The sequence below is a fragment of the Solwaraspora sp. WMMA2101 genome, from assembly GCF_049179175.1.
Classification (GTDB): domain Bacteria; phylum Actinomycetota; class Actinomycetes; order Mycobacteriales; family Micromonosporaceae; genus Micromonospora_E.
Genome location: NZ_JBMHMA010000006.1, coordinates 4,905,735 through 4,930,381, shown reverse-complemented (window position 1 = coordinate 4,930,381; position 24,647 = coordinate 4,905,735). Strand labels below are relative to the sequence as shown.

General features: G+C 72.5%; 21 protein-coding genes. 7 read left to right on the top strand and 14 right to left on the bottom strand.

Annotation, left to right across the window (positions count from 1 at the left end; translation table 11 throughout):
- Positions 1–54: 54 nt before the first annotated feature.
- The 3 genes from ACN28F_RS23460 to ACN28F_RS23450 all read right to left on the bottom strand — a co-directional run bounded on the left by ACN28F_RS23460 (position 55) and on the right by ACN28F_RS23450 (position 4,195).
- Positions 55–1,122: a hypothetical protein gene (locus tag ACN28F_RS23460; RefSeq protein WP_421359720.1), complete on the bottom strand. Its 1,068-nt coding sequence runs from the start codon at positions 1,120–1,122 to the stop codon at positions 55–57.
- Positions 1,123–1,220: 98 nt separating this feature from the next.
- Positions 1,221–1,544, bottom strand: coding sequence for a YrhB domain-containing protein (locus ACN28F_RS23455; protein WP_289210048.1), 324 nt, complete (start codon positions 1,542–1,544; stop codon positions 1,221–1,223).
- A 56-nt stretch (positions 1,545–1,600) separates the two neighbouring features.
- On the bottom strand, positions 1,601–4,195 hold the full coding sequence (locus ACN28F_RS23450; RefSeq protein ID WP_289210047.1) for a putative T7SS-secreted protein: 2,595 nt from the start codon (positions 4,193–4,195) through the stop codon (positions 1,601–1,603).
- Positions 4,196–4,480: 285 nt separating this feature from the next.
- Here ACN28F_RS23450 and ACN28F_RS23445 point away from each other — a divergent pair, with 285 nt between their 5' ends.
- Genes ACN28F_RS23445 through ACN28F_RS23435 form a run of 3 tightly spaced genes read left to right on the top strand, consistent with a single transcriptional unit; the run spans position 4,481 to position 5,779 of the window.
- Positions 4,481–4,777, top strand: coding sequence for a hypothetical protein (locus tag ACN28F_RS23445; RefSeq protein WP_282228931.1), 297 nt, complete (start codon positions 4,481–4,483; stop codon positions 4,775–4,777).
- Complete coding sequence (locus ACN28F_RS23440; protein WP_289210046.1) at positions 4,777–5,427, top strand: hypothetical protein; 651 nt, start codon at positions 4,777–4,779, stop codon at positions 5,425–5,427. The genes ACN28F_RS23445 and ACN28F_RS23440 overlap by 1 nt, the downstream gene beginning before the upstream one ends.
- 55 nt (positions 5,428–5,482) lie before the next feature.
- A complete protein-coding gene (locus tag ACN28F_RS23435; RefSeq protein WP_282228933.1) occupies positions 5,483–5,779 on the top strand; it encodes a WXG100 family type VII secretion target in 297 nt (98 codons plus the stop codon).
- A 90-nt stretch (positions 5,780–5,869) separates the two neighbouring features.
- On the opposite strand, the gene ACN28F_RS23430 is transcribed toward ACN28F_RS23435, so the two are convergent.
- Positions 5,870–10,243: an FtsK/SpoIIIE domain-containing protein gene (locus ACN28F_RS23430; RefSeq protein ID WP_289210045.1), complete on the bottom strand. Its 4,374-nt coding sequence runs from the start codon at positions 10,241–10,243 to the stop codon at positions 5,870–5,872.
- 309 nt (positions 10,244–10,552) lie between these two features.
- On the opposite strand from ACN28F_RS23430, the gene ACN28F_RS23425 reads away from it, so the two are divergent.
- Positions 10,553–12,058, top strand: coding sequence for a hypothetical protein (locus ACN28F_RS23425; protein ID WP_421359718.1), 1,506 nt, complete (start codon positions 10,553–10,555; stop codon positions 12,056–12,058).
- 167 nt (positions 12,059–12,225) lie between these two features.
- Positions 12,226–13,236 carry a YihY/virulence factor BrkB family protein gene (locus tag ACN28F_RS23420; RefSeq protein WP_289210043.1) on the top strand — a complete coding sequence of 337 codons (1,011 nt, stop codon included), beginning with the start codon at positions 12,226–12,228 and terminating at the stop codon, positions 13,234–13,236.
- A gap of 79 nt (positions 13,237–13,315) precedes the next feature.
- On the opposite strand, the gene ACN28F_RS23415 is transcribed toward ACN28F_RS23420, so the two are convergent.
- The 3 genes from ACN28F_RS23415 to ACN28F_RS23405 form a co-directional block, all read right to left on the bottom strand.
- On the bottom strand, positions 13,316–14,065 hold the full coding sequence (locus tag ACN28F_RS23415) for a Clp protease N-terminal domain-containing protein (protein WP_289210042.1): 750 nt from the start codon (positions 14,063–14,065) through the stop codon (positions 13,316–13,318).
- Positions 14,066–14,122: 57 nt separating this feature from the next.
- Positions 14,123–14,542 carry a roadblock/LC7 domain-containing protein gene (locus tag ACN28F_RS23410; RefSeq protein ID WP_289210041.1) on the bottom strand — a complete coding sequence of 140 codons (420 nt, stop codon included), beginning with the start codon at positions 14,540–14,542 and terminating at the stop codon, positions 14,123–14,125.
- Between the two features lie 65 nt (positions 14,543–14,607).
- Positions 14,608–14,979 (bottom strand): hypothetical protein, encoded by a 372-nt coding sequence (locus tag ACN28F_RS23405; RefSeq protein ID WP_289210040.1) that lies wholly within the window; start codon positions 14,977–14,979, stop codon positions 14,608–14,610.
- 299 nt (positions 14,980–15,278) lie between these two features.
- On the opposite strand from ACN28F_RS23405, the gene ACN28F_RS23400 reads away from it, so the two are divergent.
- A complete protein-coding gene (locus ACN28F_RS23400) occupies positions 15,279–16,337 on the top strand; it encodes a glutathione S-transferase family protein (protein WP_421359715.1) in 1,059 nt (352 codons plus the stop codon).
- 5 nt (positions 16,338–16,342) lie between these two features.
- Complete coding sequence (locus ACN28F_RS23395) at positions 16,343–16,627, top strand: putative quinol monooxygenase (RefSeq protein ID WP_289210038.1); 285 nt, start codon at positions 16,343–16,345, stop codon at positions 16,625–16,627.
- A gap of 38 nt (positions 16,628–16,665) precedes the next feature.
- Here the strand turns inward: ACN28F_RS23395 and ACN28F_RS23390 are convergent, their stop codons facing one another.
- The 7 genes from ACN28F_RS23390 to ACN28F_RS23360 all read right to left on the bottom strand — a co-directional run bounded on the left by ACN28F_RS23390 (position 16,666) and on the right by ACN28F_RS23360 (position 24,611).
- The gene (locus tag ACN28F_RS23390) at positions 16,666–18,258 is read right to left on the bottom strand and encodes an ATP-dependent DNA ligase (RefSeq protein WP_289210037.1); all 1,593 of its coding nucleotides are present in this window, start codon (positions 18,256–18,258) and stop codon (positions 16,666–16,668) included.
- 49 nt (positions 18,259–18,307) lie between these two features.
- Positions 18,308–18,553: a hypothetical protein gene (locus ACN28F_RS23385; RefSeq protein ID WP_289210036.1), complete on the bottom strand. Its 246-nt coding sequence runs from the start codon at positions 18,551–18,553 to the stop codon at positions 18,308–18,310.
- A 10-nt stretch (positions 18,554–18,563) separates the two neighbouring features.
- Positions 18,564–19,949 carry a dipeptidase gene (locus ACN28F_RS23380; protein WP_289210035.1) on the bottom strand — a complete coding sequence of 462 codons (1,386 nt, stop codon included), beginning with the start codon at positions 19,947–19,949 and terminating at the stop codon, positions 18,564–18,566.
- Between the two features lie 90 nt (positions 19,950–20,039).
- On the bottom strand, positions 20,040–21,179 hold the full coding sequence (locus ACN28F_RS23375; RefSeq protein ID WP_289210034.1) for a M48 family metallopeptidase: 1,140 nt from the start codon (positions 21,177–21,179) through the stop codon (positions 20,040–20,042).
- Between the two features lie 32 nt (positions 21,180–21,211).
- Positions 21,212–21,922 (bottom strand): uridine kinase family protein, encoded by a 711-nt coding sequence (locus ACN28F_RS23370; RefSeq protein WP_421359712.1) that lies wholly within the window; start codon positions 21,920–21,922, stop codon positions 21,212–21,214.
- A 28-nt stretch (positions 21,923–21,950) separates the two neighbouring features.
- On the bottom strand, positions 21,951–23,543 hold the full coding sequence (locus tag ACN28F_RS23365; protein WP_421359711.1) for a cobyric acid synthase: 1,593 nt from the start codon (positions 23,541–23,543) through the stop codon (positions 21,951–21,953).
- Between the two features lie 45 nt (positions 23,544–23,588).
- Positions 23,589–24,611: a cobalamin biosynthesis protein gene (locus ACN28F_RS23360; RefSeq protein ID WP_421361487.1), complete on the bottom strand. Its 1,023-nt coding sequence runs from the start codon at positions 24,609–24,611 to the stop codon at positions 23,589–23,591.
- Positions 24,612–24,647: the final 36 nt, after the last annotated feature.

Genomic DNA, 24,647 nt, shown 5'->3' with positions numbered 1-24,647 from the left:
CGAGCTGACGACCGGCGGCACCGGCGGCGTCAGCCGGTGCCGCCCGCAGACCCGTCAGCCGGTGCCGGTCAGGTCGAAGTCGATGACGATCGGGTTGCGGCCCACCGGCACCGGTGCCGCGTCGCTGAACGCCGTTCCCGTCGGGTGCCACTTGCCCGGTCCGTGGCCGCAGTGACAGCGCAGCTTGACCACCTGTCCGGGCACCACCAGCAGCTGGTACGTGTCACCGGGGTACTCGACGCCCACGAGGTCGCCGGTGACCACGTTGAAGGCGAGCAGCGGACTGTAGTTGCCGAGTTCGTCGATGATGACCTTGCCACTGATCGTCGTCGCTGCCCGCAGGGTCTGGTCGAAGGTGACGGTCTGGCCCGCCCGTACCTGCACGGTCTGCGCCCGTCGGACGTTGCCGACGCCTCCGGACCACTGGACCGCATAGAACGGCGACCCGAAGAACTGCAGGGGCCAGCGGTACGGGCCGAGTCCGGTGACCGTGTACCGGCCGGCGTTGTCGGTGGCCGGCTCGTCCGGGGTGTACTTGGGGTGCGGCACCAACGGGACCACCGTCACGTGCACGCGGGCGGCCGGCGCTGCGGTGACGGAGTCGGTGAGCGTGCCCGTGACGCTGCCCGGCGGGTCGAGCCGGATCTGCGGCGCGGTGGCGGTGGCCCCGGCGGCGACGCGGACCACGGCGGCGTGCTGGCGTTGCCCGGTGCCGCCGAACCGGCCCACCCACTGCAGGCCGTGCAGCTGCTGGTCGTACGGCCTGGCGAAGAGCTGGTAGCGACCCGGTTCCACCCCCTCGACGACGATGTCGCCCTGCTCACCGCTGCAGCCGGAGTGCCGGCCGAGCTGGGTGCCGCCGAGGGTCACCCCGGTGTAGCGGTCCCGGTCCAGCGGTACGAGGTTGACGCAGGCCCGCACCGGCGCGCCGGTGGCGGCGTCGCGGACGCTCGTGGTCAGTGACCCGGTGTCGGCGGCGGCGACCGTGCCGGCCGACGTGACGGGTACGGCGGATGTGGTAGGTACGGCCGACGCGGCGGGCGCCGGGGCGGCGACGAGCAGCAGTGCTGCCAGCAGACCTGCTGCCAGCCAGGGGCGGGCCGAAGCGACGAAACTGTGCATCGTGGACTCCCGGAGGCTGAGGGGAGGTCGACGCTACCGCTCGGCTGGCCGCCGTACTGTCGGATCGAGGACCGTGCGGCCGGTCCGGACCGCCGGGGTCAGGACCCGAAGGGCTTGGACTCCGGCAGCGGCAGGGCCGGATAGCCGTGGTCGGCGGCGTAGTGGTTGAGCCACTTCTCCACGGGGAAGCCCGAGTTCGCGACCCAGACGTCGCTGCCGTCCTTGTTCACCACGATCGGGCCGGAGGCGACCATCGAGCCGAACTCGCCGGAGTCCAGGAAGCGTTGTGAGTTGAACGGAAACAGCCAGCACCAGTCACGGTCGACGGGTGCGTCCGGGTCGACCAGCCGCAGCGGCACCTGGGGATCCTGCACCTCGCCCAGCTTGGCCTCCGCGCGCTCCCGGGCCTGTCGTACGTCCATGAACCTCGTCCTCGTCTGCGGGGGCGGCTTGCCCGGCTGTCCACGTGGCCGCCGGGTCAATGTGTCTGCATGAAATGCAACTCGTCCTTGGGGCCGAGCTGAGGAACGAGGCCGAGGCCGCCGCTCTGACCGTCGACGATCACGATCCTACCGGCGTTGTCCTTGACCACGTTCATCACGTGACCGCTGCCGTTGTGCACGATCCCGACGATGCCCCGGGAACCGGCCGGCAGGTTGTCGACGTGGGCGAGCATGTGCTCGACCGACTGGTGCTGCTGGAAGCCCGGCATGTGCGGATAGTTGGCTTCGATGTCGGACAGCGGTCGGGTGGTGGGAATCTTCGGCACCGGGGTGACCGCCGCACCGCCGGTGTCGAACGCCTTGTCCACGCTCTGTACGCAGAGCGTGCAGTTGACGTCGGCATGGGTGAAGTTCGGGTTGACCTGATCGACCCATCCGAAGTTCCGTTGGACGTAGGTGCCCAGGTCGGCAGCGTTGCCGCTGTTCGAGAAGATGAGATCGACGGTCTTGTTGGTGGGCAGGTTGACGGTCATCGAGGAGGCGTTGGCCAACTGGGTGTCCAGGGCCGCGACCTGCTGGTCGAAGCTGTTGTTCACCTGCTGGGTGACCTGCGCGATCTCCGCCGACTCGGCGGCCTGCACGCTCTGCTGCAAATTGGACAGGTCGGTGGCCTTGGCGGCGTCGAGCTGACTCGTGACGACGTTGATCTCGGCGAGCCGGTCCGCCTCCACCCGCGCCGGCAGGTCCTTCTCGGCCTTGGTGAACTCGTTGTTCAGCCGTAGTTCCTCGGCGTTCTGCTGTTGCACGAGGTTGGGCCGTTCGATGTTGTGGTAGTTGTCGATGAACTCCTGCCGCTGGGCGACCATCTGCTGGTGGCCGTTCTCCAGCTCGATCTTCTTGAGGTCGACCTCCTGGGTGTACCGGGCCGTCGCGGTCGCATCGTCCAGCCGGCCGGCGTTGAACTCCTGTTGGTAGAACGCGAACCGGTCGTTCCTGAAGCGGTCCAGCTCCCCGGGGGCCTCGGCGGCGTACTCGTCGATCTTGCGCTGCGCGTCGTCGGCGATTTTCAGCCCGTTCTGATCCGCCTGGGCGAGGGGCTGACGGGCGGCGGCCAGATCCTGGTTGAGCTTGTCGGTCAACGCCGTGCGCTCAGCAGTCAGCCGTTTGGCGGCGTCCGCGTCGATCCGGGCGGTCTCGACCTTGATCTTCTGGGCATGGTCCGCGTCGATCTTCGCGGTGCCGGTCTGCAGCTGGTTCGCGTACTTGGACCGCACCTGGGCGATGTCGGTGGTCAGTTGCTGGTGACGGGCGACGTCGAGGTCGGTGAACCGGTCCGCGAAGGTCTTCGGTGCGGCGGCGGTGCTGCCGCCGGGGGCCGGGGCGCCGTACCGGGGGACCGACCGGGGCGGCGGGATGATCGGCGGGGCGAGGATCGGGCCGTCGGCGGCCAGCCTCGGCCCGGGCGTCGGCATCAGCTCACCGAGGCGGGCCAGCCCTTGCCGGACCGCGTCGTCGACGGCGACCGCGCCGGACTTGATCGTGCCGATGACGGTGGCCGCCCCGTGGCCGATCTGCTTGGAGATGGTGACCGCGCCCATGCCGGCGGTCTTGACCAGGGTGACCATGCCGGTCAGCAGGTTCTTCATCCCGGTGAGCGTCGCCTTGGCGATCTCCTTGACCCCGCCGGCCTTGTAGAGGGCGGTGAGTTTGGAGATGCTGGTCAGGCCCTTCACCCCCGGGATGACCCCGAGGATGCCGAAGACCAGATCCAGCACGGATCCGTTCCCCTGGGTGAAGTCGATTATCGCCTTGACCAGCAGAATCGCGCCGGCCGCCAGGGCGACCCAGGCAAGCGGCCCACCAATGATCATCGCGATCACGCCGGCCACCAGCGCCACCCACTTGGCGATCTCGCAGATGATGTCCCAGAGTTTCTTGAACGCGTCGCGCAGCTTCTCCCAGAACGAGCGCGGCTGGATCCCCACATCGGACGCTTCGTGGATCTCCCGTTGGCACTGCCGGGCTGCGCCGTCGCGCAGCTGACGGGCCTGCTCGGCCAGCGACCTGGCCAGGTCGAGTTCCTGCGCGGCGGCGTTGGCCTGACCGCGTACGGCGGCGAGCCGCTGCTGCGCCGCCTCGGCGTCGCGCACCGCCTGCCGGACCTGGTCCGGGTCGGGTGCCTCCGGGGCCTCGCTCTCCCGCTGCAGCCGGTCCGCGACACCGGTGGCGGCGGTGAACCCGGACTCGGCGGTGACGAGCTGCCCGCTCAGTGAATCGACCCGGTCGCGGGCCTGCCGGCCGTCGGCCAGCGCCCGGTCCGCCATCGCCTGGGCCCGCTCCAACTGCGGCGCGTACGCGTCGAGCGCGTCGCCGACCATGAGATGCGACTGGTAGAGCTTGTGCACCTGGCCGGGGAACTCACCGAACTGCTCACGGAACGCGTCGCCCGACAGACCGACCCAGGTGAGCACTGCCCCGTCACCCTGCAGCGACTCGACGGCCCGCTTCGCCCGGTAGGCCGTCTCGGCGAAGTCGTGGAACCGCGTGGCGAGCATCCGCAACCGGGCGGGATCGCCGGGGGTGGGGTCACCGTCGAGGTCCAGCACCCACCAGTCCGTGGGTCTCGCCATGTCGCCTCCCCGGGGCACCGTCGACGTCCAGTGTCGCGTGTGTCGGCTCCAGACGACCACCAGTGACCGCACATTGACGACGATTGGGTCCGGACGGTACACGACGACAGGCCTTCGACCGGCAGACTACCGGGCAGGCGTTGCCGACCGGCGGCACCTGGGCCTTGGCCGACGGCGGTGAAACAGCGGTACCCTGGCCTCGTCAATCCTCCGGGCGTACCCGGAGGGCGTACCCGTGGAGATGCTCCCGGAGGGACGCACCCGACGGTCGGAACGGAGGCCCGTGTGAGCGCCGACCGGCTCACCGTCGACCTGCAGGGGTTGGACGAGTTCGCCACGAACCTGGAGACCATCCGGGCCGGCATGGACAGTGCCCGCTCCTGGATGCGCGAGTTCGAAGGCGAGCTGGGTGGACCGGACGTCGACGGCGCACTCGCCCACTTCGAGTCACACTGGCGCGACGGCCGGGGCCGGGTCGACAAGAACTGTGAGCGTCTGATCAAGGCGACCCGGCAGGCGGTCGAGAACCTGCGCGGGGTCGACGACGACCTGGCGCGCGAGCTACGGGAGAGCACGGGCTGATGACCGGAGTCCGCACCGACGAGGCCACCGCGCCGGCCACCCCGACCGGCTTCGCGATCACCGTGCCAGCCAACTGGTACGAGCTGGAGCTGCATCCCGACGTCCGCAACAACGCCATCAACGACCTGGTCACCGCCCGGCTGCGCGAGGTGCCGGAGCTATTCGCGCACCGCGCCGCGCTGTCCCGCGCGCTGCGCGAGGCGGCCCGTGCGGCGTACGACGGCGGGGCCCGGTTCTGCGCCACCATGGTGGAGGGCCTCGGCGGGGCGGTGCTGACAGCGACCGTCACCGTCTCGATCGTGACCGTGCCCGACGAGCAGGCCGGCGCCGACGCGGTAGCCGCCCACCTGACCGGCATCCCCCGCCGGGGCGGTGACGGCATCTGGCGTGACGTGGAGCAGGTGCAGCTGCCCGGCCTCGGTCGGGTCCCCCGGACCCGGGGGGTGGAGGACATCACCGCGCCCGAGGGCGCCGGCTGGGTCCGGTCGATCGTCATGCAGACCTTCGTGCCGTTGCCGGGCCCCTCCCCCGAACAGGTCGCCCTGATCACCGGCACCTCCCCGGTGCTGGCGCTGGAGGCCGAACTGTTCGACCTCTTCGACGCCGTCACCGGCACGTTCCAGTTCACCGGCCGACCGGCCGTCTCCTAGGTGCCACCGGTGGAGCCCGAGGTGGGCCACCGGCGACAGACAGAAGGGATCCGACATGGCGAACGTCAACGTCACGTATCAGGAGATGCGCGACGCGGCCAACCGGCTCACCCGCGGCAAGGAAGAGATCATGAGCAAGCTCGTCGAGCTGCGCAGCATGGTCAACAACCTGGTCAACGGCGGGTACGTGACCGACTCCTCCAGCAAGCAGTTCGACGAGTCGTACACCGAGTTCAACGAGGGCGCGACCAAGATGGCCGAAGGGTTGGAGGGGATGGGCAAGTACCTGACCGCCGCCGCCGACACCTTCCAGCAGGCCGACGAGGAGCTGGCCAAGGCGCTGCGCAAGTAGGACCGAGGATCGGCTGTCCTGCCTGCCCACCCGATGAGGGCGGGCAGGCAGGACCGCCGACCGGTCGGCGCGGCGTCGGCACGCGAGGAGTCACAGCGGCACCTGGACCAGGATCGGCTCGCCGTCGCCCAGGTGCAGCAGTGCCCGGCCGGGCCGCACCGGTTGCCCGACCGCGGTCCGGGGCAGCTTCAGTCCGACCAGATCACCATCGGTACGGTTCTGCGGCGACAGCAGAGCGCCCCGGCGGCTGCGCCGGGCGTCCACCAGCCAGCCGCTGAACCCGGCGCCGAGGTCCTCCGGGTCGCCCGCGTAGATCAGGCCCAGGTGGCGGCTCTCCCCGTTGCGGATCAGGTCCCGCAGTTCCCCGGAGGCACCGCAGTCACGCAACGTCGCCGCGTCGTCGACCACCACCAGACCCCGACCGCCGAGCCCGGCCAGCGCACCGGTGAACTCCTGCTCACTGACGTCGCTGCCAGTGAGCACGGCGACCACGCCCGGCGTGCCGGCGAGCTCACGCACCGGTGAGGTCCGGGGCGCCAGCACGATCACCTGCTGGCCGCCGTCGATCGCGGCGCGGGCCATCGTCATCAGCATGGTGCTACGCCCGGACCGGGCCGGTCCGCCGATCCCGAACGCGGGTACGCCGGTCGCCAGGTCCGGTCCGTACGCGGTCAACTGGTCCCCGCCGACGCCGGCGAGCAGCCAACCGGCGCCGGTGCCGGCCCTCGGCAGGGTCACCGCCCGGGCGTACTCGATCTGGCCCGGCAGCTCGCCGAGCCGGAACGGCCGCAGCGACGCCGGGACGTCGGCGTCCCGTTCGGAGCTGTTGCGGGCGATCTCGGCCAGCGCCGCCGCCTGCGCCGCACCGCTGGGGTCCGGGGCGAGCAGCGCCACCTGGGTCTCGATCCCGGTCTCCGCCCGGAACGCCCGGCCGGGCGGGATCTCCTCCGGCAGGTTGCGCGGATGCAGCCCGATCAGCCCCAGGTCGGCCCGGTCGGCCAGCCGGAACGACAGCTTCTCCTCGGTCAACGTGGCGATCCGTCCGGTCAGCACGGACCGGTCCCCGGTGATCACCAGGTGCACGCCGACGCTGGCCCCCTCGCGCAGGAACCCGAAGATCTCGTCGGTGAGGGTGCCGGCGTCCAGCTCCCCCAGGGAGGTCAGGAAACCTTCCCAGCGGTCGATCAGCAGCACCAGGTGGGCGAGCCGGTCGGCGGCCGGTACGGCGGCCCGCTGCTCGGAGATGTCGGCGTACCCGCCAGCGGACAGCACCGACTGCCGGCGGCGGATCTCCTCGGCGATCCGGCGGATCATCCGGACCGCCCGCTCCACCTCGGTACGGACCACCACGCCGCCGCAGTGCGGCAGCGCCGCCAGCGGCAGCAGCGCCCCGTTGCCGCAGTCCAGACCGTACAGGTGCAGGTCGGCGCAGCTGTGGGTGCTGGCCAGCGAGCCGGCGACAGTACGCAGCAGCTGGGATCGACCGGTCCGGGGGGCACCGGCGGCGAGCAGATGTCCGAAGTGGGCCAGCTCCACCACGGCGGTACGCCGGCGCTGCTGGGCCGGGTGGTCCTCCACCCCGTACGGGGCAGGTGCCGGTCGGCCGGCGGTGCCCGGCGGCGGGTTTAGCTCGGCCAGCTGGACCGAGGTGGGCAGCGCCGGCAGCCACGGACTGTGCTGCGGCGGCACGCCAGCCGTGACGGCCGCCTGCCGCAGCGCCTCGACCAGGACCTGCAGATCGGTGATCTCGTCCTGCCCCTCCGCCCGGGCGGTCGGTGCCGTCTCGATCGGCCGGTCCAGGTCGCCCCAGCGCAGGACGCGCAGCTCGGGCGGGGGTGGGCCGTCGCTCTCGGCCGCACCGGGTCGGCGGCCACCGACCCGGGCGGCCTGGAACGGCACCAGCGACGAGTGGCCCAGCCGGACGTACGCCCGGCCGGGGGTGCTCTTGGCGATCCGGGCGGCGTCGGGGGCGTTGAGCACGTCCTGGCTCTCCCCGGCGTCGGTGACCCGCAACGCGATCCGCAGGTTGGTGTTCGCCCGGATCTCCGGGGAGACCACCCCGCTGGGCCGTTGGGTGGCCAGCAGCAGGTGGATGCCGAGGGAACGGCCACGCTGCGCGATGTTGACCAGGCCGGTGACGAAGTCCGGCAACTCCCGGGCCATCGAGGCGAACTCGTCGATGACGATCAGCAGGCGCGGCAGCGGTGCGGCGTCCGGTTGCCGGTCGGCCGCCCGCGTGTAGTCCTCGATGTCCTTCGCGCCGGCGGCGGCCAGCAGGTGCTCGCGGCGGCGCAGCTCCGCCGAGAGTGACTCCAGGGCCCGACGGACCAGATGTTCGTCGAGGTCGGTGACCATGCCGACGGTGTGCGGCAACCGTACGCAGTCACCGAAGGCGCTTCCGCCCTTGTAGTCGACCAGGACGAAGGTCATCGCGTCCGGCCGGTTCGCCACGGCGAGGGCGGCGACGACGGTCTGCAACAGTTCCGACTTGCCGGCGCCGGTCGTCCCGGCGATCAGGCCGTGTGGCCCGTCGCGACGCAGGTCGATCTCGAACGGACCGTCGAACGACTCGCCGACCACGGCGGCGGTGCTACGTGGCCGCACACTCCACCGGGCGGCGACGGCACCCGCGTCCGGCGGGTCCAGACCGAGCACCTCCAGCAGCCGGCTGCTGGCGGGCAGCGCCGCGTCGTCCTCGTCGTCGCTGACGTCGCGGACCGGCGCCAGGTGACGGGCCAGCCAGCCGCACCAGGCAGCGGAGAGCAGTTCCGGGCGTACCCCGACCAGGTTGTCGGCGCCGGAGCGGGAGACCCGCAGGCCCTCTGCCTCGACGACGGCCACCGCCTGGCACTCCGCCGGCAGCAGCCGCTCGTCGGCGTCGAGGCAGAGGGCGTAGACGCCGACCTCGGGACCGGTGCGCAGCAGCTGCACCACGCCGGGCAGCGACCGTAGCCGGCGGGAACCGTCGAGCACCACCAGCATGTCGGGCTCCCGGAACCCGGCGGCACCGGTCTCGTTGCGCACGGTGCGCCGCTGCTCGATGAGTTCGAGCAGGCCGGCGACCCGTCGGCCCACCGAGTCGGCGTCGATGCCGACGGCGACGGCTGGTCCGCCCGACCCCGCCGGTCGGGCGTGCGGCAGCCAGCGGATCCAGTCCCAGCTCGGGCCGGCCTGCGGGTCGGTGAGGACGGTGATCTGCACGTCGAGCGGGCTGTGCAGGACGGCGGTCTGGATGACCGCCCAGCGGCCGAGCGCCCGCGCGGTGTCCCCCGGGCCGGCGTAGCCGACCACGCCGTGTTCGCGCAGCGCAAGCGCGACCGGTGCGTCGGCGACGGTCCAGTGCACCGTACGCCGGTGTTCGTCCTGTTCCGGATCGTCGAGCGCCACCTCGGCGGGCAGGTCGGCGATGCCGACCCGCAGCAGCAGGTGGTCCTCGTCGCGGCGGCGCCGTTCCCACAGCCGCCGCCGGGGGCCGGTGGCGGTGACCGCGATCAGCGCCGGGTCGGGGCAGCCGGTACGCCGTTCGATCCGCTCCAGGGCGAAGGCCTCCCGCGCGTCCCGTTCGATCCGCTCCTTCCGTTCGCGGTACTCCCGCAGCTGCTCGGCGTGCGACCGGCGGCCCTGCCGGCGGGACATGACATGGTTCGCGACGATGGACAGCGGGCTGAGCAGGGCGAGCAGCAGCAGGGTCCGGCTGCCGGTGAGCAGCATCAGAACCACGGCGGCGACCAGCGGCAGCAGGGCCAGCAGCCAGGGCAGCGGGGACCGGGGCGGCTCCTTGGGCAACGCCGGGAGCCGGAACCGGGTCTGCCGCCGGGGCGGCCGGATCCTCGGCGGACGGTTGTAGTCCAGCCCGATGCCGTCGGCGGACGGGACGAGCGCCGCGTCAGGGCGGGTGTACTCGGCCAGCTCCAGCAACGACTCGCCGACCGCGAGCTGCTGGCCGGGCCGCCACTCGGTCCGCTCGGCGACCGGCTCCCCGTCGAGGTGCAACGGGGTGTCACCGGCCGGGTCCAGCCAGCACCGGCCGCGAATGTCGACGCCGAGGTTCGCCGCGACCGGAGCCAGGTTCCGGTCCGGTACGGTGACCCAGCAGCCGGGGTCGCTGCCGAGTTCCCCACCGCCGACCCCGATGCGGAAGAAGCCGCCGACTCCCGGGCCGGCGACCATCCTGATCTCCAGCAGGCCGGCGCGCTCCGCCGGTGGGCTGCCGGCCGGCGTGTCCAGGCTGACCACGGCACCGTCGCGCAGGCCGGACTCGACCAACGTCGCATTCGGATCCAGCGACGTGCCGTCCACGTAGAGTGGTGGTGTTCCGGCCGGCCCGCCGCTGCGGTCCCGGGCGTCACGCAGCAGGGTCTGTGCCGCCTGCCCGATCTGGGCCACCCGGGTCTGGCCGTCGGCGGTCAGCACCGCGTCGACCGTGTCCCCGTACGGGTCGACGATGGTCAGGAACAAGCGCACGGGGGTCCTCCGGCCGCCGATGACCGACTCGGGCGGGGACCGGAGTCGGGGGTGTACCACAGCTGGTCCGCGCCGGCATCGATAATGGTTCGATCGCGGACCAACCGTAGCGCAGCGGCCCGTCCCCGCCGCGTCCCGCATCCGACGACCAGTCACAGGGAAGACCTCACGATGAATCTATTCCCCCCGCACCCCACGGCCATCGGCGGAGTACGCCGCGAGCGGCGACGCGAACCGGGCCACGGTGCGGGGCTGCCTGACTGCACTGCCGGCAGGCCGGGCAACGGTGCGCGACGGCCAGGTGACGCCGTGGTCCGGCTGATCGGCGTTGGTCTGCTGCTTGCCGCCCTGGGGATCGGTGTACCGACCGTGACCGGCGGGCCGGCGGTGGCGGCCGGGCCGGCATCGGTCACCGTCGCCGCGCCACCGCTCGCGCAGCAGACCCCGTCGGATGAACCGGGCCCGTCGGGTGAGCCGGCACCGCCGACCGGGCCGGTCAAGTACTACCGGGTCCAGCTCAGCTTCAACGGAGAGCCGGAGTTCCTGTTCGCGATCGCGGAGCGATTCCTCGGTGACGGCAACCGCGCCGTGGAGATCTTCGAACTGAACGAGGGTCGGCTCCAGCCCGACGGCAACCGGCTGACCGATCCGGCGGTGATCTCACCGAACTGGATCCTGCAAGTGCCCGAGGACGCCGAGGGCGAGGGGGTCGAGTTCGGTGCGCTGCCGACGGTGGCGGCACCGCCGGCCGGCGGGCCCCAGGTCGGGTCGCCGTCGGCCAGCACCGCGCCGACGACCGACGCCCGGCAGGAGGACAGCGGCGGCCTGCCGGTGCTGCCGGTCACACTCGCGGCCGTCGTACTGCTGCTGGCCGCTGGCGTCGGCTTCTGGTGGTGGCGACGTACCCGGGTCCCGGCCGCTGCCGGAAGGTCCGCAGGTGCGGCCGCGACCAGCTCCGGTGGATCGGCGGCGGGCGGGGACGACGCCCGACCGGCAGCCGGTGGGGTGCTGGGCCGGTTGCGCCAGCGCAGGCCGGCTGCCCCTGCCGACACCCGGTACCTGGACATCGCCGCAGGCTGGACGGTCGACCGCGCGCTGCGGGTGCTGGCGAGTGGCTGCGCGCACACCAACCGGGCGGTCCCCCACGTGTACGGGGTGTCGCTCGACGACGAACAGATCACGTTGCGGCTGTCGGTCGCCGACCCGCACCCGGTCGTGCCGTGGACGGCGGGAGAGTCCGGACGGGTGTGGACCGCGCCCCTGCGGGCGACGCAGGAGCTTCCACTCCTGCCGGGAATCCCCCCGCCCTGCCCCCGGCTGGTCACCCTCGGCACCTGTGACGGGCGACGGGAGCTGGTGAACCTCGGGGAGGCCGGCGGCCTGGTGAGCGTCGGCGGTGACCGGGCCGCCGCCCGGGCACTGGTGCTGGCCTGGGCCGCCGAGCTCTCGGCGAGTCCGTGGGCGGACGGGGTCCAGGTGGTGATCGGCGGGGTCCGTGAGGCGGCGACGAACGGCCGGATCCTGTCGGTGGGCACCCCCCGCGAAGCGCTGGTCGAGGTCGATGCCGCGCTGACGCAGGCGCCGAAGACCGTCGGGGTGCTCTTCCTCGCCTCGGCCCCGTCCGGCCAGGAGGCCACCTGGGTGCAGGACCTGGTCGCCCAACCACACGCCCCCTGGGTGGTGGTGGTCCTCGGGCAGAGCCGCCAGGACCGGTGGCGGTTCACCGTCAGCCGGGACGGCCAACTGGACACCGGGGTGCTCGGGATGACGGTGTACGCCGCCGCCGCGGCCACCACCCGTCCGGTCCAGACCTGACGGCTCGGGCGCGGGTCAGCAGCTCCGACAGCGTCCGACACGGTTGACCGGCACTGCGGCTGGGCATGACCTCCGGCAGGACGAAACCGGAGGTCATGGCGATGTCAGTTGCGCGTACGGCGGGATCACCCGAGCGCCCGGACGGCCCGCCGCGGCCGGAACCGACGGTGCCTGCCGAGGAGGAGACCGCGGTCCGGGCGGACCGTCCGCCGGTGGGGCCGGACGAGGGACCGGAGAGCCCCACCGATCTGTCCGGTTCGTCGTGGCGGGCGGTGGCGCGGCGGACGGTCCGTGAGTTCACCGCCGACGCGATCCCCGACCTGGCGGCCGGGCTGACCTACTACGGCGTGCTGTCGATCTTCCCCGGGCTGCTGGTCCTGGTCGCGGCCCTCGGGCTGCTGGGCGACGGTGCCACCGACGACGTCCAGGGGGTGATCGGCGACGTCACGCCGGGCGAGATCAGCGGGTTCCTCGACCAGGCGATCGACCAGGTCCGGGACAACGGCGGTACGGCCGGGGTCGTCGCGATCGTCGGTCTGCTCGCCGCCTTCTGGTCGGCCTCGGGTTACATCGGCGCGTTCATGCGGGCCGCCAACGCCGTCTACGACGTGCCGGAGGGCCGGCCGATCTGGAAGACCCTGCCGATCCGGCTCGGCGTCACCGCCGTCATCGGGCTGATGCTGATCGCCAGCGCGCTGATCGTGGTGTTCACCGGGGAACTCGCCGCGCAGGCGGGCGAGCTGCTCGGCGTCGGGCCGGCGGCGGTCACCGCCTGGGACATCGTCAAGTGGCCGGTCCTGGTGGTGCTGGTCAGTCTGATGTTCTCGATCCTGTACTGGGCGACGCCGAACGCCCGGCACGGCGGGTTCCGCTGGATCAGTCCGGGCAGCGTCCTGGCGGTGCTGCTCTGGCTGCTGGTCTCCGCCGCGTTCGCGTTCTACGTCGCCAACTTCGCGTCCTACAACGAGACGTACGGCACCATCGCCGGAGTCGTGGTCTTCCTGGTCTGGCTGTGGCTGACCAACATCGCGATCCTGCTCGGCGGTGAGGTCGACGCCGAACTGGAACGCGGTCGGGCGATCGCCGCCGGGCATCCCGGGGACCGCGAGCCCTACCTCGAGCTGCGCGACACCCGTACCCTCGCTCCTCGGCAGCGACCGCCCGATGGGCAGGAATGACCAGCCGGGCGCCGCCCGGCCCCACGGCTGGTCCGAGACCGCGCCGGCCCGGCTGGTCCGGCTGTGTCGCCCCGGCTGGTCAGGCCGTGTCGTCGCGCGACGGGACGTCGCGCAGGTACGTCTCGACGGCGGCCTTGGTGATGCCGAGATCGGCCAGTGGCCCGGTGCCGGCGGTGAACTCCAGCAGTGCCAGCAGCACGTGGGCGGTGCCGACGACCCGGTCGTCCAGCCGCAGCGCCTCCCGGAAGGTCAGCTCCAGCACCTTGCGGACGTGGGCATCGAAGGGGACCAGCTCGGGCACCTGATCGACGGGCGGCGGCAGGGCGGCGGTTGCCTGCCGACGTACCTGGTCGAGGTCGGTGACCTGCGCGGCGAGCGCCCGGGCGGCGAGCGTGCCGGGCGCGGCGAGCAGGGCGAGCGCCAGGTGCGGGGTGCAGATCTCGTCGTTGCCGGCCGCGCGGGCCTCGTTCTGGGCGGCGACGATCACGTCGCGCGCCTCGGGGGTGAACCGGTTGAAGCCCTGCTGCGGATCGAGGTCGTTCGGCTCGTTCGGCGACTTCGGCACGAACCGCTTCTGGGCGGCCTGCTTGGTGACGCCGATGGCCCGGCCGATCTCGGTCCAGGACGCGCCTGAGCGGCGGGCCTGGTCGACGAAGTGGCCGATCAGATGGTCGGCGAGTTCGCCGAGGTGGTCGCCGACGACGACCGCGTTGCTGAGCTGCGCGAGGCGGTCGTCGTCGGCCCGGCTGATGCCGGCGATCAGTTCGTCGAGTCGGACCGGCTGGTCGAACTGGAGTCGGGGCGTCGTGGAAGCATCGGATTCCGTCATGCGTCAACCATAGGTTGACGCATGATGACTCGTCAACCCTCGGTTGACGAACTGCCCTCAGAGGCGGAGCTGATTCGCCACGTGCACGTCCAGCATCGTCACCAGCCGCCCGGTCACCGCCCGCGCCTCGATGTGCAGCCGGGCCACGTTCAACCCGTCGGCGCCCAGAACCGCGAGCAACGCCTTGTCGTTGATCGCGTACACGGAGAAGTAGCCGCGGTGGCTACGCACCGTCGACTCACGGAACGGCCCCTGGCGCAGCGCGAGCCCGGTCTGGCGGCCGAGCCCGAAGGTCGCCGCCGCCAGCGCGGCCAGGTCGTGCGGCTGGGTGCCGTCGGTCAGGTCGTGCAGCAGCAACAGCCCGTCGACCCCCGCGACCACCGACCCGATCACCCCGGTGACCGCATGCTTGAGGGCGGCCAGTTCCGCGTACGCGGGATCCGGCGCCGCCGGTCCGCTGCCGTTGGTTGCCGACATCAGTGATCTCCGTTCACCCGCAACGCCCCGTCGCCCACCACGCCCCGACACAGCCGTGGCCCGACTCAGAGCTCCAGGCCGGCTTCGATCTGCCGCAGCTGGTGGCGGGCCAACGCCAGGTTCGACCGCGAGCGGCTCAGCGCCAGATAGATGAACAGCCCCTGACCGGAGCGGGAGGAGACCGGCCGGATCAGGTGGTACTGGGTGTCGAGGGTGATCAGGATGTCCTCGATCCCATCGTCGATCTTCAGCATCTCCAGCGTACGCAGCTTGGCCCGGACCACGTCGGTGTTGCCGGCCGCCGCGACCGAAAGATCCAGCTCAGCCGACCCACCGGCGGTACCCAGGGTCATCCCGCTGGAATAGTCCACCACCGCGGCACCGATCGCGCCCTCGATGGTCATCGCGTCCTTGAGCGCCGCGTCGAGCGAAGCCATGCCCTACCTCCGGATGATTCAGTTGGTCGGCGAGCATATGCCACCGGCGCTGCCGCACGGTCCCGGCGGGCCGCCTGCGACCGCGCACCGGGTGCCGCACCCCTCCGGTGTCACGTTGCCCACCGGAGGGTGACACGGTGCCGGGCCGTCCGCACGTCGCGAAGCGATTACTGGCTGAGCAGCCGACGGCCCGCCGCCGGAGCGCCGTCGAAGCTACCGGCATGACCGATACCGCAGCCCAGTGAGCCAGGGCAGGCGCCACGACCCGGGCAACGCGTCGGTCCGGTACGGGTAGCGGGATGCGACAGCCGTCGAGTGGGTACGGTGCTGATATGGCGAAAGCGGCAGACGGCACCTACGTCAACCCCGGCGGCGAGTTCACCCGCGACCAGCGCTACATCGCGACCCGGATCACCGCAGACGGGCGCGACGGCTACCCGGTGGCACCGGACCGGTACCGGCTCGTGGTCAGCCGGGCCTGTCCCTGGGCGAACCGGACCATCATCGTCCGCCGACTGCTGGGCCTGGAACAGGCGCTGTCCATGGGCGTCGCCGGACCCACCCACGACAAGCGGAGCTGGACCTTCGACCTCGACCCGGACGGCCGTGACCCGGTGCTCGGCATCGAGCGGCTACAGGAGGCGTTCTTCGCCCGGTTCCCCGACTACGACCGGGGAATCACCGTACCGGCGATCGTCGACGTGGCCACCGGCCAGGTGGTGACCAACGACTACGCCCAGATCACCCTGGACATGTCGACCGAGTGGACCGCGTACCACCGGCCCGGGGCGCCGCAGCTCTACCCCGAGCCGCTGCGGGCCGAGATCGACGAGGTCAACGCGGTCGTGTTCGCCGACGTCAACAACGGGGTGTACCGGTGCGGCTTCGCCGGCAGCCAGGAGGCGTACGCCAAGGCCTACCAGCGGCTGTTCGACCGCCTCGACTGGCTCTCCACCCGGCTGCAGACCCAGCGCTACCTGGTCGGGGACACCATCACCGAGGCCGACGTACGGCTGTTCACCACCCTGGTCCGGTTCGACCCGGTCTACCACGGACATTTCAAGTGCAACCGGCAGAAGTTGACCGAGATGCCGGTGCTGTGGGCGTACGCGCGGGACCTGTTCCAGACCCCCGGGTTCGGCGACACCATCGACTTCGACCACATCAAACGGCACTACTACGAGGTGCACCGGGACATCAACCCGACCGGAGTCGTCCCGCTCGGACCGGAGCTGGACAACTGGCTGAGCCCGCACGGGCGCGACCAGCTCGGCGGCCGGCCGTTCGGCGACGGCACCCCGCCACCCCCGCCACCGGCCACCGAGATCGTGCCGGCCGACCACAACCCGCTGGGCTGACGCATATGATCATCATTGCCGGCGCGCTGCACGTCGATCCCGCCGACCGCGACGCCTACCTGGCCGGCTGCCAGGAGGTGATCCGGGCCGCCCGGTCGGCACCCGGCTGCCTCGACTTCACCCTCGGCGCCGACCTCGTCGACCCCGGCCGGATCAACGTCCACGAACGCTGGGAGTCCGAGGCCGAACTGCTCGAATTCCGGGGCACCGGGTCGTCGTCGGAGCAGACCGCCCAGATCCGCGACGCGCAGGTCTGGCGGTACGAGGTGTCGTCGGTCGGCCCGCCGTAACGGCACCGACCGACGACACCGGGGCGCGCCGGCCGACGTCAGTAGGTGCGGCGGCCGGCGTGGATGGCACGAACCGTGTCGATGGTGTCCGCGTCGGCGGCCGACTTGTCGTCGCGGTAGCGCAGCACCCGGGCGAAGCGCAACGCCAACCCGCCCGGGTACCGCCGGCTCGCCTGCACCCCGTCGAAGGCGATCTCGACGACCTGCTCCGGGCGGACCCGCACGACCCAGTCGCCCTCCTCGACCGCCAGTTGGGTGAACCGCCGCGTCTGCCAGCGCAGCGTCTCGTCGGTCAACCCCTTGAACGTCTTGCCGAGCATCACGAACCCGCCGCCGGCCGGATCCCGGGCGCCCAGGTGCAGGTTGGACAGCCAGCCGGTACGCCGCCCGCTGCCCCGCTCCACCGCCAGCACCACCAGGTCGAGCACGTGCCGTGGCTTGACCTTGACCCAGGCGGCACCACGGCGGCCCGCGTCGTACGGCGCCTGCGGCGACTTGACCACCACGCCCTCGTGGCCGGCGTCCAGCGCGGCGGCGAACGCGGCGGCCGCCTGCCCGACGTCGTCGACACGCCACCTCGGTACCAACAGGCCGGCCGGGACCGCCGCTGCCAACGCCGGCCACCGCACGTCGCCAGGCTCGTCGAGCAGGTCCGCGCCGTCGAGGTGCAGCAGATCGAAGAAGTACGGTGTCAGCCGCCCGCTGCCGGCACTGGTCGTGCCGCTGCCGACGCTGGTCTTGCCGGCGGTGCTGGGGCTGGCGGCGCCGGGGCCTCCCACCGGACGGGTCGCGGCCAACTGGGACGTCTCCTGGAACGGCCGGGGTCGTCCGGCGGCGTCCAGTGCCAACGCCTCCCCGTCGAGCACGATCTCGCGGACCGGCAACGCCTGCGCAGCGGCGACCACCGCCGGCACCCGGGCGGTGATGTCGTCCAGGCTGCGGGTGAAGACCGCGACGTCACCGCCGCTGCGGTGCACCTGGATCCGGATCCCGTCGAGCTTGGTCTCCACGACCGCCGGCACACCGGTGGCCGCCACCGCGTCGTCGACCGACGCGGCGCTGCGGGCCAGCATCGGCGCCAGCGGACGCCCCACGGTCAGGGTGAGGGCGGCCAGTGCCGGCGCACCGCCGGTGAGCGCGGCGGCCGCCACCGTGGGCGGATCACCGGCGAGCAGCAGCGCGCGGCGTACCAACGGGAGCGGGACCTCGGCGGCGCGGGCCACCGCGTCGATCAGCAGCCCGGTCTGGGCACCCTGGCGTAGTTCGCCGGTGAACAGCCCGACGAGCATCCGCTGCTCGTCGGCGGTGGCGGCGGCGAACAACGCGCCCAGCAGATCGCGGCGGCGGGCCTGCGCGCCGGCACCGGTCACGGCGGCGATCGCCGTGACCGAGGCGTCGACGTCGGCGACCGACATCGACGCCTCGGACGCCGGCGGCGGCAGGTCACGCAGACCGGCGTACCCGACACCGGTCTGGCGCTGCCGCAGCTCGCCGGCGAGCCAGGCCGCACCCGCGGTCAACTCATCGGCGGTCAACGCCCGCAACGCGGCGGCGAGCAACTCCACCTTGGCACGCCGGCCGGAGGTGGCGCGCACCGCGGCCGAGGTGGCTGCCAGGTCGATGAACCGCACCGCCTCATCCTGGCAGCCACCTGCGACGAGTAGGGGCGTTGTCCGACGACTAGGCCGTGATCAGCTCCGGCTCGCCACGACGCGACGGCGTCGCCGCCGGCGGCTCCTCGACCCGCAGGCCACGGGCACGCACCTCGTCGGCCACCCGGGCCAACGCGGAATCGATGGCGCAGAGCGCGACCGAGAGCTCGCCGAGCTGGGCACGCAGCGACTCCTCGGGCCACGCGGAGACGTCGACGTCCCGCAGAGCACTGACCGCGGCGTCCAGCCGCGCGATCACCTCATTCGTACGCATGTTCGAAATTCTAGCGTACCGGCGCACCCGCAGGCAGCTGAATCGCCGGATCCGCCACCGCCGCGAGCAGGAACGCCTCCGCCAGACAGACCCGTTCGAACTCGCCCAGGTGCAGACTCTCGTCCGGCCCGTGCGCACCCGCGTGCGGGTCCTCCACCCCGGTCACCAGGATCGCCGCCGCCGGGAACATCTCCTGGAAGGTGGCGATGAAGGGGATCGACCCGCCGACGCCGATCTCCACCGGAGCCACACCGTCCCAGGCCGCCGCGAACGCCGCCCGCGCCGCGTCGAAGTACGGACCGGTCGCGTCGATGACGCAGGCGCCACCGTCACTTTCCAGGTTCACCTCGACCTGGGCCCCCCACGGGGCGTTGGCCTGCAGATGCGCGGCCAACGCCGCGTACGCGCTCGCCGGGTCGTCACCGGGTGCCAGCCGCAGACTCACCTTGGCCCGGGCGGTCGGCACCAGCGCGTTCGGCGCGCTGTCGGCGGCCGGGGCGTCGATGCCGAGCACCGACACCGCCGGCTTGGTCCAGAGCCGGTCGGTCAACGCCCCGGTGCCGGTGAACCGCACCCCGTCAACCATCCCGGCCTCGTCGCGCAGCCGCTGCTGCGGCAGGTCGACGGCGGCACCGGTCCGCCCCACCAGACCCGGTACGGCCACGTCACCCGCGTCGTCGTGCAGGGTGGCCAGCAACCGGCAGAGCACCGTCAGCGCGTCCGGCACCGGACCACCGAACATGCCGCTGTGTACCGCCTGGCGCAACGTACGCACCTCGACGAAACAGCTGACCAGTCCGCGCAACGACGTGGTCAACGCCGGTACGCCGATCTCCCAGTTCGCCGAGTCCGCGATCACGATGACATCGGCGGCCAACTCGTCCCGGTGGGCGTCGAGCAGCCGGGACAGCGATTCGCTGCCGTACTCCTCCTCGCCTTCGACGAAGAGCACCACGCCGACCGGCAGCGCGTCGCCGAACGCCCGCAGCGCCGCGATGTGCGCCATCACGCCGGCCTTGTCGTCGGCGGCACCCCGGCCGTACAGCCGGCCGTCGCGCTCCACCGGCTCGAACGGGTCGCTGGTCCACAGCGCCGGATCGCCGACCGGTTGCACGTCGTGGTGGGCGTAGAGCAGCACCGTCGGGGCACCGGGCGGCGCGGGTCGCCGGCCGATCACGGCAGGCTGGCCGCCGGCCCGGACCACCTGCACGTCCAGTCCGCAGCCCCGGGCCAACTCGGCGACGGCGGCGGCGGACCGCTCCACCTGGCTGTGGTCGAACCCGTCGAAGGCGATGCCGGGAATCCGGATCAGTTCTTCCAGGTCGGCACGGACCCCGGGCAGCTCACGGGCGATGGCGGACCGCAGGTCGGCGGCGGTAGGGATGGCAGTCGTCATCCGACGATCGTAGGTGTCGGATCTCCGCACCCGGACCGCCGACGGCCGAACCGTCACCGGATCAGCGGGGTCGCGGGCCGGACCGGCGGATCAGCGGGGTCGCGGCCCCGAGCGACCGGTGCTGCTCGCCGCGCCCATCCAGGACCGGGCCCGGCCGGCCGCGCCGGTGGCCCACTCCCCCATGTCGGCGGCACCGGCACCGAGCCGGCGCAGCAGCCCGACGAGCGGATCCTGGCTGCGGCTGAACTCCTCCCGGTACGCCTGCGCGGCGGCCTTGATCTCCTCGGTCACCGACGCCGTGGCGTCGTCGCCGCGACGCGGATAGTCACCCGCCAGCACCTGCCCGTACCCACCGGCGTCGATCCACTGCCGCAGCGCGGCCGCCCGCGCCACCGGCACCGGATGGGTGCTCCACGCCGTCATCCGCAGCTTGTGCACGCTGTCGCGCAGGTCGCCGCCGCCTTCGTACTCGGCGGCCTGCTCCAGGAAGGCGGCCGTGTCGATCTGGCTCAGGTCGCCACCGCCGGCCAGCTTCATCAGCAGCCGCAGCGACGCCGCCGGATCCTGGGCGGCGAGCAGACCGGCCCGGTCACCGGACAGCTCCGCCTTGCGCCACCATTCGAGCATCGCCGCGATGATCGCCCGCAGCGCGATCGCCCCGACCGGCAGCCAGCTCAGGTTCGCCGCCCAGCGGGTCAGAATGGTGAGAATCGTCTGATAGACGGCGTGCCCGCTGCGCACGTGGCCCAGCTCGTGGCCGAGCAGGGTGCGCAGCTCCTCGTCGTCGAGCTGCTGCACGCAGGCGCTGTTGACCACGATGAACGGCTTGTCCAACCCGATCGCGGCAGCGCCGAGCACCGGGGACTGGGTCACGAACAGCTCCGGCAGCTCCGGTACGTCGAGCGTGGTCGCCGCCTCGACGAAGATCCGGTGCACCCGGGGATACTGGCGGTGATCCACCCGGATCGACGACGCGAGATAGGTCAAGCGGAAGGCGCGCTCGTTCCACATCCCGAAGAACGTCTTCACGACGTCGTCGAAGCCGCGCAGCTCCCGCAACGCGGTCAGCGCGCCCCGGTCGGCCGGGTGCTCCCAGGCCCGGGAACTGATCCCGGTCAGCACGACCCGCCGCCGGGTCGGGGTGGTGGCGTCGGGCGAGCCGCCGCCGGTGGTGGCGTCCGGCGTACCGCCGCCGGTCGTCGGCGTGGCGCCGTCGTCGTCTGCGGTCATCTCGGGTGCCCCCCGGGGTCGGCTGGACTGGCCTACCTCGCCGATGGTGCCCCACCGGCACCACCGGCGTCTACGTCCGCCCGCCCGCCGACCCGCCGGTACGTCGACGGATCCGCAGGTCCCGCCGCCGACGTGTCGACGACCAGATCGACTCCGGCCGCCGTACCGTCGGTGGTGAAGAATCGTTCCTCGGCCCGCCGCCACCGGTCCAGGGCCGGCTGCATCGCCGCCCCGTCGCGGGCCAGCGACCGGGCCAGCCGCACCGGCGCGGCGGCGGTGACGAAGACCGACAGCGTCGCGGCCGGCCGGATCGCCGCGCGGGCCGCGCTCACCCCCTCGATCACCAGTACGTCGGGCGGGTCGACGACGGTCCACTCGTCGCGGAACCGCCCGGCGACCCAGTCGTACCGTCGGTAGCGGGCCGGCCGACCCGCGCCCAGCGGACCGAGCACCCACTCGTGAAGCCGTGGCCAGAAGGTGAACTGGTCGTGCCAGCCGTCGAGCAGATCATCGGTGTGCACGACCGCGACCGCAGGAGGCGTCGGTACGGCCGCCGCGCAGGCGGCGGCCAGGCGCTCGGCGAAGGTCGACTTGCCCGCGCCGCTCGGGCCGTCGACCACCACGAGCCGGACCCGACCGAGCCGGGCCGGGCCGGCGTACACCTGCCGGGCCAGCCCGGCGAAGGTCGCCAGGCTCCCCGGCCCGCTGATCGGCATCGCCCCCGTCTGCTGTGCGCCGCGCACCGCCAGTCGACCTCCCCGGTGTGTGTGGTCAGGGCGCCTTGGGCGCTCCCGGTGGGATGAACGGTAGTCCGGGCGGCGGCCCGCCTTCGATCAGTCGCCACAACGCGTCGGTGTCGAGATGCTCCTCGACCAGATCGCCGAGCAGATCCAACCCGCGTTGGCGCAACGCCGCGAAGTCGGTGTCCGGCGCGACGACGAACCCGTGCCGGCCGGCCTGCCGGGCCACTTCGTCGAGGTAGCGGCGGCGGAACTCGTCGGACTCGAACGCGCCGTGCCAATGGGTACCGCAGATCGACCCGACCCGCACGCCCTCCGTACCGTCTGACGTGCCGCTGCCGCTGCTGGTGTCACTGCTGGTGTCACTGCCGCTGCCGGTGCCGCCGCCGCTGCCAGTGTCGGTGATCAGCGGCGCGGTCGACCTGGCGATGCGGGAGACGTACCCATGGTGGATCTCGTACCCGCGTACCGGCACGTCGCCGTAGGCGCGGCCGGCGCTGCGGGTTACGGTCTTGCGAGCGGCGAAGGTGATCTCGACGGGCAGCAGTCCGAGCCCTTCGACGCTGCCCCGACGGCTCTCCACCTCGTCGTGGACGACCCGGCCGAGCATCTGGAAACCGCCGCAGATGCCCAGCAGCGGGCGGCCGGCGGCGGCGTGCGCGATCACCGCCTCGGCCAACCCGGTACGCCGCAGCCAGGCCAGGTCGTCCACCGTCGACTTGGTGCCGGGCAGCACGACCAGGTCGGCGGCGGCCACGTCGGCCGGGTCGACGGTGAGCCGGACCTGCACCCCCGGCTCGGCGGCGAACGCCTCCAGGTCGGTGGCGTTGGAGATGCGGGGCAACCGGACCGCCGCGATCCGCAGCGTGTCGCGGCCGCGCGGCGCCGTGGGTCGGCCGACGGTCCGGCCGTACGCGAGGGAGTCCTCACCGTCGAGCCAGAGGTCCGGCCGCCAGGGCAGCACCCCGTACGTCGGCCGCCCGGCGACCTGGTGCAGCATGTCGATACCGGGTCGCAGCAGTCCCAGGTCGCCCCGGAACTTGTTGATCACGAATCCGGCGATGTGGGCCTGGTCCTCGGCGCTGAGCAGCGCGACGGTGCCGAACATCGCGGCGAACACCCCGCCCCGGTCGATGTCGCCGACGACGATCGCCGGAAGGTTGGCGTGCCGGGCCAGTCCGAGGTTGACGAAGTCACCGGCCCGCAGGTTGATCTCGGTGGGGCTGCCGGCCCCTTCGCAGACCACCACGTCGTACTCGGCGCGCAACTCGGCCAACGTGGCGTGGACCGTGCCGGCGAGGCGGGACCGCATGGTGCGGTAGTTGGTCGCGGTGACGGTGTCGACGGCTTCGCCGAGCAGCACCACCTGAGAGGACCGGTCGCTACCCGGCTTGAGCAGCACCGGGTTGAACCGTACCTGCGGCTCCAGCCCACAGGCGGCGGCCTGCATCGCCTGCGCCCGACCGATCTCGCCGCCCCGACCGTCGGCCCCAACAACGACCGCCGAGTTGTTGGACATGTTCTGCGCCTTGAACGGGGCGACCCGCACCCCTCGGCGTTTCAGCCAGCGGCAGATTCCGGCGGTCAGGACACTCTTGCCGGCGTCAGAGGTGGTCCCGGCCACCAGCAGCCCACCACCGCCACCCGTCAGGTCTCGACGATCTTGCACTTATCGACGGACATTCCGGACAAAAGCTCTCGATAACTGCAAGATCGTCGGGAGAGCCGGGAGGGCGCGGAGAGCCGGGAGGGCGCGGAGGGCAGCGAGGGCGGGGAGGGTGGCGGCTGCGGTGTGGCTGATCAGCCGGGACAGGGTCGCGGCCCGCTTAATTCGACGCGGTGACGGCCTTGGACCGTCGCCAAGGTACGGACGGACTTCAGAGCGCCCGAAGTAGATGTTGCGTCCACCGAGCCGGACCCCGAGCGCACCGGCGAACGCCGCCTCGCACTGGCCCGCGTTCGGGCTCGGGTGGTCGGCCCGGTCCCGCCGCCACACCCGCAACGCCGCCGCCCGGTCGCCCTTGACCGCCGGCGCCCACCACACGGCGGCCAGGCCGGTCAGCCGTGCCGGCACGTAGTTCAGCAGGTCGTCGAGGCGTGCCGAGGCGGTGCCGAAGCGCGCGTAGCGCGGTGAACGGTGCCCGACCATCGCGTCGAGGGTGTTCGCCGCGCGGTAGCCGACCAGGCCGGGAAGACCGGCGACGGCACCCCAGAACAGTGGGGCGACCACCGCGTCCGAGGTGTTCTCGGCGACCGACTCGACCGTCGCCCGGGCCAGCTCCGGTGCGTCGAGCGTGGCCGGATCCCGCCCGCACAGGTGGTTGAGCCGGGCGCGGGCCGCCGGCACGTCGTCGTCGCGCAGCGCCCGTGCCATCACCCGCGCCTCGGTACGCAGTGTGCGCCCACCGAGCACCGCCCAGGTCGTGCCGGCGACGAGCGCCGCTCGGGCCAGCGGATGCCGCCGGGTCGCCGCCGCAGCGGCTGCGGCGACGAGCGCCGGCGCGCCGACCGCCACCACCGCGAAGGCGACACCGGCGCCACGGGTCGGTCGGTACATCCGCCGCTCCAGCGCGCCGGCGAACCGGCCGTACCCGGCGACCGGATGCCACCGGCGTGGATCGCCGAGGACCGCGTCGAGGGCGTACCCGGCGAGCAGCCCGCCAGCCGTGGCGGCTGCCGCCGCACTCCGGATCCTGCCTGCGTGGTGTGCCACCACGGCAGCTTACGT